12 protein-coding genes and 1 pseudogene are annotated in these 10894 nt (G+C 67.5%); 6 read left to right on the top strand and 7 right to left on the bottom strand.

The window, feature by feature from the left end; genetic code table 11:
* Nucleotides 1-113 precede the first annotated feature (113 nt).
* Together FFS52_RS22880 and FFS52_RS22875 are read right to left on the bottom strand one after the other, a co-directional pair.
* Nucleotides 114-290, bottom strand: a pseudogene (locus FFS52_RS22880) (DUF1707 domain-containing protein); the annotation flags it as partial.
* A gap of 141 nt (nt 291-431) precedes the next feature.
* Entirely contained in the window at nt 432-872 is a 441-nt protein-coding gene (locus tag FFS52_RS22875) for a serine hydrolase domain-containing protein (RefSeq protein ID WP_226513743.1), read from the bottom strand.
* Nucleotides 873-1119: 247 nt separating this feature from the next.
* Here FFS52_RS22875 and ygiD point away from each other — a divergent pair, with 247 nt between their 5' ends.
* Entirely contained in the window at nt 1120-1995 is an 876-nt protein-coding gene (gene ygiD / locus FFS52_RS22870; RefSeq protein WP_137811014.1) for a 4,5-DOPA dioxygenase extradiol, read from the top strand.
* Between the two features lie 3 nt (nt 1996-1998).
* Here the strand turns inward: ygiD and FFS52_RS22865 are convergent, their stop codons facing one another.
* Nucleotides 1999-2484: an SRPBCC domain-containing protein gene (locus tag FFS52_RS22865; RefSeq protein ID WP_137811013.1), complete on the bottom strand. Its 486-nt coding sequence runs from the start codon at nt 2482-2484 to the stop codon at nt 1999-2001.
* Nucleotides 2485-2487: 3 nt separating this feature from the next.
* A complete protein-coding gene (locus FFS52_RS22860) occupies nt 2488-2859 on the bottom strand; it encodes a metalloregulator ArsR/SmtB family transcription factor (protein ID WP_137811012.1) in 372 nt (123 codons plus the stop codon).
* A gap of 169 nt (nt 2860-3028) precedes the next feature.
* On the opposite strand from FFS52_RS22860, the gene FFS52_RS22855 reads away from it, so the two are divergent.
* On the top strand, nt 3029-4399 hold the full coding sequence (locus tag FFS52_RS22855; RefSeq protein ID WP_137811011.1) for an LLM class flavin-dependent oxidoreductase: 1371 nt from the start codon (nt 3029-3031) through the stop codon (nt 4397-4399).
* Nucleotides 4400-4405: 6 nt separating this feature from the next.
* Here the strand turns inward: FFS52_RS22855 and FFS52_RS22850 are convergent, their stop codons facing one another.
* Nucleotides 4406-6067: an ABC-F family ATP-binding cassette domain-containing protein gene (locus tag FFS52_RS22850; protein WP_137811010.1), complete on the bottom strand. Its 1662-nt coding sequence runs from the start codon at nt 6065-6067 to the stop codon at nt 4406-4408.
* Nucleotides 6068-6182: 115 nt separating this feature from the next.
* On the opposite strand from FFS52_RS22850, the gene FFS52_RS22845 reads away from it, so the two are divergent.
* From FFS52_RS22845 to FFS52_RS22830, 4 genes are all read left to right on the top strand, one after another.
* Nucleotides 6183-7382: an FAD/NAD(P)-binding oxidoreductase gene (locus tag FFS52_RS22845; RefSeq protein WP_137811009.1), complete on the top strand. Its 1200-nt coding sequence runs from the start codon at nt 6183-6185 to the stop codon at nt 7380-7382.
* 109 nt (nt 7383-7491) lie between these two features.
* A complete protein-coding gene (locus FFS52_RS22840; protein WP_137811008.1) occupies nt 7492-7926 on the top strand; it encodes a DUF1801 domain-containing protein in 435 nt (144 codons plus the stop codon).
* A 273-nt stretch (nt 7927-8199) separates the two neighbouring features.
* Entirely contained in the window at nt 8200-8577 is a 378-nt protein-coding gene (locus tag FFS52_RS22835; RefSeq protein WP_078113702.1) for a VOC family protein, read from the top strand.
* A gap of 109 nt (nt 8578-8686) precedes the next feature.
* A complete protein-coding gene (locus FFS52_RS22830; protein ID WP_137811007.1) occupies nt 8687-9652 on the top strand; it encodes a hypothetical protein in 966 nt (321 codons plus the stop codon).
* Nucleotides 9653-9679: 27 nt separating this feature from the next.
* Here the strand turns inward: FFS52_RS22830 and FFS52_RS22825 are convergent, their stop codons facing one another.
* Nucleotides 9680-10372, bottom strand: coding sequence for an alpha/beta hydrolase (locus FFS52_RS22825; RefSeq protein ID WP_226513747.1), 693 nt, complete (start codon nt 10370-10372; stop codon nt 9680-9682).
* Between the two features lie 22 nt (nt 10373-10394).
* Nucleotides 10395-10745, bottom strand: a complete 351-nt coding sequence (locus FFS52_RS22820; RefSeq protein WP_165629761.1) for a CocE/NonD family hydrolase C-terminal non-catalytic domain-containing protein — start codon at nt 10743-10745, stop codon at nt 10395-10397.
* Nucleotides 10746-10894 lie beyond the last annotated feature (149 nt).

The raw sequence follows: 10894 nt of genomic DNA, 5'->3' as shown, positions 1-10894 counted from the left end.
AGTACGAGAGCGCCTACTGGTCGACCCACACCGTCACCAGCTACCGTGAGAACCCGGTCCCCGCAAACGCTGGAACCAACTAACCGAGCCTCCAGCAAACCCGGGGCGATTCATTCCAGGACGGCTCGCAGGTCCGCGCGGGTCTTGGCGGCGTACACCAGACCGGACCGCTCCTCGAACTCCGCGATCTCCAGATATCCGGACGAGAAGGCATCATTGAGGAGAGTCACGGCCCGCTCGCGTTCCGGGTTTCCGACCCGTAGATCGTCGTCGGGGAGGCGGTCGACCATACCTGCCACCTTATGGCACCCGCGCTGAGTGGGTTTTCGCAGCACGACGGCCGGGGCTCGCGGCGGCGTCAGTTCCGCGGGATCGGTGGCGCGGCGTCGGGTGCCATCAGTGCGCCGATCTGCGCGAAGATCTGGTTGGTGTCATAGCCCTCGGCCGAGCGCATAGTTCCAGTTCGTCCCCGGCGCGTAGAGCAGCGGCTCGTTCACCGCGTAGGACAACATCTCGTCGGTCGTCCACGCCTTGAACGGGTTCGTCAACTCCTCGATCTCGAACGCGTCGTTGCCGAGCACATAGTCCTGGTACCCCGACGTCATCGTCGCCAGTTGCCGGAGGGTGACCCGGTCGCTGTTGGGGATCTGGGGCACCCATGTCGCGATGATGTCGTCGAGGGCGACCGCCTTCTCGTCGACGAGTTGCAACAGCACCGCCGCGACGTAGGCGATGGCGACCGACCCGTTGCGGAAGTGCATGTCCGCGGTGGCGGGTACACCGGTCTGCGACTCGCCGAACGCCTTGGTGGTCACCTCCTGGCCGTCGTCGGTGACACGCACGATCACCGACTTGAGGTGTTGGGACTCCATCAGTCCTTCGACGATCTACTCGATCTGCGCCGCCTGCTGCGGGTTGGACGACGACGCCTACGAGGACGCGGGTTCGGCACCGCCCCCGGTGCCGCACGCCGCCAGAACGATCGCGAGGACCGCGGCAATCAGCATTGACCAGCGCTTGTGCATTGTCGAATTTTCACGGGCGCCGAACCCCTGTCGGCGACTTCGTCGATTCCGGAGTAGCGTCGACTCCGTCCGCAATCGGCCGGAGGAGGCGACGATGTCAGCGGTAGACGCGACGAGCTCGGGGACGATGCCGGTCGCGTTCATCGGTCACGGCAACCCGATGAACGCCCTGGAGCGCAACAAGTACACCGAGGCCTGGGCCGCTCTGGGTGCATCGGTGCCGAAACCGCGAGCGATCCTGGTGATCTCGGCGCACTGGTACACCAACGCCACCGCCGTGACGGCGATGCCACGGCCGCGGACCATCCACGACTTCTACGGTTTCCCGCAGGACCTCTTCGACGTGGAGTACCCTGCCCCGGGCGACCCGGATGTCGCCGACATGGTCTCCGATGTCGTCAAACCCACGTGGTGCGGTCACGACGTCGACAGCTGGGGTATCGACCACGGGACGTGGTCGGTGCTGGTGCACACGTTCCCGGATGCGTCCGTACCCGTACTCCAGTTGTCGCTCAACGCTTTCAAGGACTACGAGCACCACTACGAACTGGGCCGCCGGCTCGCCCCGCTCCGCGACCAGGGTGTGCTGATCATCGGCAGCGGCAACATCGTGCACAACCTACGCGCGGTCGACTTCGCGAAGCCCGACAGCGGATTCGACTGGGCCCACCGGTTCGACGACGCGGCCCGAGAGGTGTTGCTGGACAAGCCGTCGAGTGTGCTGAGTCTGGACGGACATCCCGACTTCGACAAGTCCGTGCCGACCCCGGACCACTATCTACCGATGCTGTACATCGCCGGACTCGCCGGAGACGCCCCGCTGGATCTGCTCGTGGACGGCCATGCCGCCGGGTCGATCTCGATGGCCGCCTACACGCACGGGCTGGACGTCGAGCCCACGGGGTCCGGCGCCGGTGGCCCGGCCGCCGAACTGCCCGAGGGGTTTCCGACGCTCAACTCGAACCTGTGACCCTCAGGCCGCGAGGAACTCGTCGATCTGGTTGACCGCCGACGACGCACCTTCGACGACTCCCATGTCGAGCACCTTCTGCAACGCCTCGGCCGAGTCGTAGGTGCTGATGAAGGTGGCGACGGTCTTACCGTCCGTCTCGGTGAATGCGTAGGAATTGCGGGATTCGGGCATGTCGGTGATCGGGTTGAGGTCCCCGTCGGCAAAGCCGTCCAGGAAGGTGAAGCCGGTGGGCTCGTCCACCGATTCGACTTTCCAGTAGCCGCCGAACTTCTCGCCCTCGGGACTGGTCATGTAGTACGTGACCTTGCCACCCGGGCGCAGGTCGTGGTCGACGACGGTCGCCGGATAGGTGGGCGGGCCCCAGATCTTCTCGAGCTGACGCGGATCGGCGTAGATCTGCCACACCCGTTCGATCGGGGCCGCGAACTCGGCGTTGATGGTGATCGTCCGGGCGTCCAGGTCGGGTGTCACATCGATGACAGGCATTGTTCATTCCTCCGGTGTGGTTGTGGGTGAGGGTGATTCGAGCGTGAGCAGATCGTCGATGCGGGCGATACGACCACGCCACACCGCTTCGAGCTCGGTGAGCATCGAGGCCACCGAACGCACTGCCGCGACATCGCCGCTGGCCAGCTGCTCGCGTCCGGAACGACGCTTGGTGAGCAGACCGACCTTCTCCAGGACGGCGACGTGCTTCTGTACCGCCGCGAAGCTCATGTCGTATTTCGCGGCGAGCACCGAGACCGAGTGTTCGCCGGCGAGCACGCGTCGCAGGATGTCACGACGGGTGCGGTCCGACAGCGCGTGGAACAGGGCGTCGGCCCGGTCCTCGTCTGTCGGTTCGCCTACGTTCTCGGCCACGCCTCAAACATACAACCAATTGGTTGTATGTCAAGGGTCTGTTGCGATCACGGCGGGCTCAACCCTCGCCCTCGGCGTTCGGCGCGCCTTGACTTGTCCCGATCACCTCCCTGCCCGTGGCGGCACCTCCCCGACTCGCTCCGGCGACCCAGACCGAAGGACATCATCCGTGACCCGTCAGCTCCACCTCGGTGGTTTCTTGATCGCCTCCCCCGTCACCCATTCGCACGCCGCATGGCGTCATCCCGGGTCGGAGACCGACTACTTCGGGCCAGACCACTACCACCGGGTCGGCCGCATCCTCGAACGCGGCAAGTTCGACTTCGCCTTCTTCGCCGACCTGCTCGCCGCACCGGTCCGGTTCGGCGGCGACCAGTCCGAACCCTTCCGGCGCGGCACCCAGGCCGCGGCGACGATCGATCCGAGCCTGGTCGCGGCGAGCATCGCCGCCGTCACCACCCGGCTCGGCATCGCGGTCACCAAGTCCACCACCTACTTTCACCCCTACGAACTCGCGCGCGTCTTCGGTTCCCTCGATCACCTCACCCGTGGACGGATCGCGTGGAACATCGTGACGTCGCTGTCGCAGGCCGAGGCGCAGAACTTCGGCTTCGACGACCACGTCGGACACGACGAGCGGTACGTGCGCGCCGAGGAGTTCGTCAGCACGGCGATCAAGCTGTGGTCGAGCTGGGATGCCGACGCCGTCACCGCCGACAAGGAGTCCGGCGTCTGGGCGGATCCGTCGAAGATCCACACCGTCGACCACGAAGGCACGCACTACCGCACGCGGGGTCCGCTGAACCAGCCCCGCTCACCGCAGCATCGCCCGGTACTCATCCAGGCGGGATCGTCGAACACCGGCAAGGACTTCGCCGCGCGGTGGGCCGAGGCGATCTTCGAGATCGACCCGACCCCGGAGGGACGCCGGGCCTACTACGACGACGTGAAGTCGCGGGCGGTGAACTTCGGCCGAAATCCCGACCACGTCAACATCTTCCCGTCGTTCATCCCGTTCATCGGCGAGACCGAGTCGATCGCCCGGGAGAAGCAGGCGTTCCACAACGAACTCGCCGATCCGATCTCCGGCCTGATCACGCTGTCGGTTCACACCGACCACGACTTCTCCGCCTACGATCTCGACGCTCCCGTCGAAGACGTCCAGGTGAGCGGAACACAGGGGCTGTTCGACGTCGCCCGACGCCTCTCCGAGCGGGACAGTCTCACCCTCCGCGACATCGGCAAGCTCTACGCCCAGGGAGTCCTGCTGCCGCAGTTCGTCGGCACGGCCGCCGATGTCGCGGACCATATCGAGGAGTCCTTCACCGGCGGTGAGGCCGACGGGTTCATCGTGTCGAGTGCGCAGACCCCGGGCACCTTCAACGACTTCGTGGACTACGTGGTCCCAGAGCTGCAGCGCCGCGGCCTGTTCCGCACGGAGTACGAGGGCACGACCCTGCGCGAGCACCTCGGGCTCGGGAGCGCCGAGGAGGATCTGCCGGCGGACGTGCGTGGGGTAGACACCCGGCTCGCGGGCTGAGAGATCTCAGCGCTCGCTGAACCGGCCGCCGTCGACGTCCCAGTGCCGGTCGACGCGCACGTTCTGCAGCATGCGCCGATCGTGGGTCACGAGAAGCACTGCGCCGTCGTAGGAATTGAGGGCGGACTCGAGTTGCTCGATGGCCGGCAGGTCGAGGTGGTTGGTCGGCTCGTCGAGGACGAGGACATTGGTGCCCCGCGCCTGCAGCAGGGCGAGTCCGGCCCGCGTGCGTTCGCCGGGTGACAGCTCTCCGACCGGCCGGTCCACGTGATCGGCCCGCAGCCCGAACTTGGCGAGCAACGTTCGCACGTCCGCGGTGGAGTATTCGGGGACCAGCGCTTCGAACCGTTCGGCCAGCGGCCGGGGACCGGTGAACAGGCCACGCGCCTGGTCGATCTCGCCGATCGCGACGTTGGCACCGAGTCGCGCGGTCCCCTCGTCGGGTACGACGCGACCGAGTAGTAGCCGCAGCAGCGTCGTCTTGCCGGCACCGTTGTGGCCCGTGATGCCGATGCGTTCGCCGGCGTTCACCTGTAACGACACCGGGCCCAGCACGAAATCCCCCTGTCGCACAACCGCTTCATTGAGGGTGGCGACCACCGAGCTGGAGCGCGGCGCGGACCCGATGGTGAACTCGAGAACCCATTCCTTGCGCGGTTCGGCGACCTCGTCGAGCCGAGCGATCCGGCTCTCCATCTGCCGGACCTTCTGCGCCTGCTTCTCACTGGACTCGGTGGCGGCGCGACGTCGAATCTTGTCGTTGTCCGGCGCTTTCCGGATGGCATTGCGGACACCCTGACTCGACCACTCACGCTGGGTCCGAGCGCGTGCGACGAGGTCGGCCTTCTTGGCCGCGAACTCCTCGTACTCCTCGCGACGGTGACGGCGGGCGACGGCACGCTCCTCGAGGTAGCTCTCGTAGCCGCCGCCGTACACGGTGTTGGTGTGCTGCGCGAGGTCGAGTTCGAGCACCCGGGTGACGCTGCGCGCGAGGAACTCTCGATCGTGACTGACCAGGACGACGCCGCCCCGCATGCCGGCCACGACCTCCTCCAGGCGCGCGAGACCGTCGAGATCGAGGTCGTTGGTCGGTTCGTCGAGGAGCACGATGTCGAACCGCGAGCACAGCAGCGCGGCGAGCCCGACCCGGGCGGCCTGGCCGCCGGACAGATCCGCCATCAGGGTGGCGTCCGGGTCGATGACGCCGTCGCCGAGCCCGAGGTCGGCGAGGACCGCGGGCAACCGCTCGTCGAGATCGGCCGCCCCGGTGGCCAACCAGTGGTCGAGCGCGGCCGCATACGTCTCGGCCGGATCTCCCGGCGCCGCGGCGTCGGGGTCGGCCAACGCGTCCGCCGCCGCGTCCATCGCCGCCGTCGCCGCCGCGCACCCCGTCCGGCGGGCGACGTACGCGCGCACCACCTCACCGGGAACCCGTTCGTGCTCCTGCGGCAACCATCCGACGAAAGCGTCGGACGGTGCACGGGTCACCGTCCCCTCCAGGGGCGCGAGATCACCGGCGAGTACCCGCAGCAGCGTCGTCTTCCCGGCACCGTTGGCACCGACCACGCCGATCACGTCGCCGGGTGCCACCGTGAGATCGAGGTGGTCGAAGAGGACGCGGTGGGCATATCCCCCGGCGACGTCCTTGGCGACGAGCGTGGCGGTCATCGGTCCATGGTCGCACCAAGCGCCCGGACCACGAGGACCCGGCCGAGGCGGCCCCGGCACCCGGCACAGCCGGCTCCCCCGGTTTTCCCGACCGCCCGGCCGGGTATTGACCCGCATGACCTCATCTCGCGAGACCCGACACTTCGACGTCGTCATCGTCGGCGGCGGAAACGCCGGCCTCAGCGCGGCGGCGCGACTGCTGCGTCTGGGCGTCACCGATGTCGCGGTGATCGAACCGCAGGCCGTCCACACCTACCGCCCACTGCTCTCCTACGTCGGCGGAGGTCAGGCGACACTGCAGGACGCCGAGCGCACGCAGCGATCGGTGACGCCGGACGGGGTGACGTGGCTGCGCGACACCGCCGTCGTCGTCGACGCGGGAAAGCGGACAATCCGCTGCGCCTCGGGCGCCGACATCGGCTACCGGGACCTCGTCCTGGCCGTCGGACTAGTACCGGATCACGACGCGATGCCGGGGATCGAACTCGCGATCGCCGACCCGGCGGTGGCCAGCAATTATCTCGACCGGGCCGAACAGACCTGGGATCTCGTCACCTCGATGCCACGGGGTGGGCGAGCGGTGTTCACCGTCCCGCGTCCGCCGGTCAGCTGCACCGGGACCACACTCAAACCACTGTTCCTGGCCGCCGCCCACTGGCGGCGTCGAGGAATCCTCGAGTCGCTCGACATCACCTTGACCGTAGACCGGCCCCATCTGCTCGGCGTCGATGCCCTCGACGCCCGCCTCTTGGAGTGCCTCGACGAACTCGGCGTCCGCGTGCTGCTCGACAGTTCGGTACGACTACATCCGGTCGATCGCCGGGTCACCGTGGTCACCGGCTCGGCCACCCAGGACGTGCACTACGACATGCTGCACCTCGTCCCGCCCTTCCGAGGCGCCGACCTGGTGACCGACTCGGGCTTGGCCGGCGCCCGCGGCCGGGGGCTCGTCGACATCGATCCCCACACGCTGCGTCACCGCACCCATCCGTCCATCTGGGGAGCCGGTGACGGCGCCGCGATCGCGACCGACCCGTCGGGCGGCGGGTTGCGACGGCAGATCTCGGTGCTCGCCGACAACATCGCGGCCGCGCGGGCCGGCGAGGAACTCACCGCCTACGACGGGTACACCGTCGCTCCGATCGCGACGGACGCACATCATCTCATCGCCGCCGAGTTCGACCGCGACGGGACCATCACGTCGTCGTTGCCGTCGGTCATCGACCCGCTCAAACCGCGCCGGAGTGCGTGGGCCTTCGACCGATATGCCCTCCCGCGCCTGTACTGGAACGCGATCCTGCGAGGGCGGGTGTGAGTCCGCGTCGAGACCTGTGACCGGTTCGGAATCGAGAAGCCCCTAGACCCGCCGCACTACCGTGAGAGCTGCCTCGGCCCCGAGGCCGTCGACCGCGAAGGGAACGCGAATGGGCAGCTCTGGAGGATTCTCCGATCAGGAACGCGCCGCGATGAAGGAGCGCGCCGCGGAGCTCGAGAAGGAGAAGTCCCGCGGGCGCGGGAACAAGAAGGCGGCCGAGGAACTCGATCTGCTCGCGAAGCTCGAGAGCATGGACCCGGCCGATCGCGCGCTGGCCGAACGCATCCACGCGATCGTCACCACGGCCGCACCGGACCTCGCGCCGAAGCTCTGGTACGGGCAACCGGCCTACGCGCTGAAGGGCAAGGTCGTGTGCTTCTTCCGCAGCGGGCACGACGACAAGGAGCGGTACTCCACCTTAGGGTTCACCCAGAACGCCAGCCTCGACGACGGCGGATTCTGGCCGACGTCGTTCGCGGTCAGCACTCTGGACACCGAGGCCGAGAAGACCATTGCGACGCTGGTCGCGAAGGCGGTGAGCTGACCTTCCCCTTGCTCCCTAATCCGAAAGAACTGTAAAACCGCAGGTCCCAGCCCTGCTCCCTGAGGTGCGAGGAGCGCAAGCGACGAGCCACGAAGGGCCAGTAACCGGCGAGGGATCGTCTCTTTACCACGAATTTGCGTCCCCCAGAACAGGTTTGAAGGGCATATTGCCCTTCGCACCGGCTCACGGGGACGGATATTCTGCACTGGGGGCCGGTTCCGGCTTCTGCGAACAACACTGGTTCGGCTCCGCGGCCCGACTACCCTGGGCGCCATGATCACCGCGGTGCACACACTGATCTACTGCGACGACCCGGACGCCGCCCGCGCATTCTTCCGCGACGTGTTGCGCTTCCCGCACGTCGACACGGGCGGCGGTTGGCTGATCTTCCAGACCGGTCCCAGCGAACTCGGAGCGCACCCGAATGCCTGGGAGCACGAGGGAAGCGCCGGGCGCACCGATCAGAAGTTCGACGTGTCGTTCATGTGCGACGATCTCGACTCCACCATGCGCGAACTCGCCGGCCGGGGCGCCGAGTTCGCCGGCACACCGACCGATGAGGGTTGGGGCGTGACTGTCCGGGTCAAGGTCCCCGGCGCCGGGGAGATCACGCTGTACGAACCGAAATACCCACCGCCCGCGCTCCTGTGAACGTCCGGACCCGTCCGCCGGACGTCGCTCATTCAGTCGCATGAAACCCGGCGATGCCCCCATCGAAGCGCGGTAATCTCCCGAGGTCACCGACCAGGAGGAGCCGACCGTGGGCAGTCCCTACGACCCCAACCAGCCGACCGCCATGGGTCCGCAGGGGCCGCAGCAACCCGGCTGGCCGCCATCTGGCGGTCACCAACCCGGCGGGCCGCAGCCGGCTCCCGGCCAGCCGCCGAACCCGGGTCCGTACGGTGGGCAGCCGTACGGCCAACAGCCCTATGGCGGGCAGCCCTACGGCCAGCAGCCGTTCGGCCAACAACCGTATGGCCAGCCGTTCGGTCAGCAACCGCCCCCGCCGGCCAAGAGCGGGAGCAAGAAGTGGTGGTTCATCGGCGGCGGCGGACTGGTCCTCGTACTGATCGTCGTGGTGGCGGTGGTGCTGGCGCTGACCCTGCGCGGTGGTGGCGACGACGAACCGTCGATCCCGACCGCCTCGGCCCTCCAACTGGTGCTGCCCGAAGACCAGTTCCCGGACATCACGGGCGAATTCAGCACGGAGACGGGCAGTACCGACGACGACGACGGCAGCACCGTGGACAACGAGAAGTGTGCGACGCTGGTCCAGTCTCAGCAGACCGGCAACGAACGCGCGGAGCGCGAGCTCACCGAGACCTCGTCCTCCAGCGAGATACTCTTCGGTCTCGACAACTACAGTGCCGACGTGACCAAGCCGGCCGACAACGGTTACGACGAGTTCGACGAGATCGTCTCCGCCTGTTCGTCTTTCACGCTGACCCTCGAGGACGGGGACGTCCCGGTCACTCTCGCGCTCGAGAAGGTCGAGCTGCCGATCGACGGTGACTACAAAGCGGTCCGGATGACCGGCGAGTACGAGGTCGGTGCGATCGAGGTTCACCTCGCCGGGATCATCGTGGTCGGCGAGGAGCGGGGCGTATCGTTCACGGTCACGCACAACACGGTTGACGACGCACCGCCCGCGATGGACACCACGGTCAGCAACAATCTGGCCGAGATGTTCACGGCCCAGCGGCAGATCATCGCCGACGCGACCTGAAGCCCGACGGTCGAGATTCGCCGGTCGTCAAAGGAGAATTCGCGCCACCGCGGCCGGGTCGTCGAAGATGCTCATATGCCAGGCCCCGGCGCGGACGATGAAGTCCGATCCCGGTATCCGCTGATGCATGGCTGTCATGGAGGCGACGTCGGACACCGTGTCGTGTTCGGCCGCGACCACGGTCACCGGGCACGAGATCGACGCGGTGCGTTGCGAACAGTCGAATTGGGCGATCGCGCGCAGCGCCGACGCCCAGGACGCGTGGTCCGCGGCGGCCACGGCTTCGCGAGCGTAGCGGACGACCAGTCCATCGTTGCGCAACTCGTCTGCGCTGAACCAGCGGCCGAGTGTGCCGTCGACATCGACGGTGCCGGCCTCGACGGCGGCTGCCGCAGCGTCGAATGCCGGGAAGGGCGTGTCTCGGGTGCACAGCAGCGTCAGGCGGGAGACGAGCTCGGGGCGCCGGATCGCGAGTTCCAGGGCCACCTGTCCGCCGAAGGAATGTCCCACCACATGCCAGGGCGCCTCGGACGCAACCGATTCCGCGACCCCGGCGGCGAGCCGCGCGGGTAGATCGTCATCCGCATAACCCGGCGGCGGGCTGATCGCAGGCGTGATCACGTGTCCGTACTCGGCCAGCTCGGCACGCACGCCGTCCCACACCGCCGGCGACAGCGGGGTTCCCGGCAGTAGCAGCCAGGTCGGGGGTTCGGTCGTCACCACGTACTCTCCTCAGCTGTCGTCACGGATTCAGACCGGCCGCCGGATTCGTCGCCTCGATCAGCGGCACCGTCAGCATTGAGGGATGATCTCCGCCCCGATGAATCCGACACGTTCCGCGGGGACCGGTCTGATAGCGGGCGGGGAAATGTCCGGTCAACGGGTTGCCCCGGTCGATGTTCCGTCCCGCGAGCACCAGCCGCAGGCGATCGCCGGGCATGAAAGATGTTGCCGACGAACCGAGTCCGACCTCTATCTCCACGATCTGACCGGGCTCCAGCAACTGAACGCGGTCGAAGCTGTGCACCGGCCGGGCCACCGACGATGCATCGCGGTCCAGTGCTCGCAGGGAGAGCTTCTGCCTACCCGTCACGATGCGGTCCCGGCCGTATCCGTACGAACCCTCGAACGGTGTCAACGGCCAGTTTGATGTCCCCGCTGGTGGCCAGGTGAAAGTCCCCACCCTGTGCGGGATGTTCTTAGGTTGGCGGTACCTCCGTTCGGTGTGTCATGCGGTAGGAG

The organism is Gordonia sp. ALPHA1B1 (assembly GCF_005502615.1).
GTDB lineage: Bacteria > Actinomycetota > Actinomycetes > Mycobacteriales > Mycobacteriaceae > Gordonia > Gordonia hongkongensis.
This window is presented reverse-complemented; position numbering and strand designations above follow the sequence as displayed.

Bases quoted from the DNA above. Each gene is read 5' to 3' on its own strand.
- FFS52_RS22850 (WP_137811010.1), bottom strand. From the start codon at position 6,067: ATGACCGCCACGCTCGTCGCCAAGGACGTCGCCGGGGGATATGCCCAC.
- ygiD (WP_137811014.1), top strand. From the start codon at position 1,120: ATGTCAGCGGTAGACGCGACGAGCTCGGGGACGATGCCGGTCGCGTTC.
- FFS52_RS22835 (WP_078113702.1), top strand. From the start codon at position 8,200: ATGATCACCGCGGTGCACACACTGATCTACTGCGACGACCCGGACGCC.
- FFS52_RS22875 (WP_226513743.1), bottom strand. From the start codon at position 872: ATGGAGTCCCAACACCTCAAGTCGGTGATCGTGCGTGTCACCGACGAC.
- FFS52_RS22865 (WP_137811013.1), bottom strand. From the start codon at position 2,484: ATGCCTGTCATCGATGTGACACCCGACCTGGACGCCCGGACGATCACC.
- FFS52_RS22840 (WP_137811008.1), top strand. From the start codon at position 7,492: ATGGGCAGCTCTGGAGGATTCTCCGATCAGGAACGCGCCGCGATGAAG.
- FFS52_RS22845 (WP_137811009.1), top strand. From the start codon at position 6,183: ATGACCTCATCTCGCGAGACCCGACACTTCGACGTCGTCATCGTCGGC.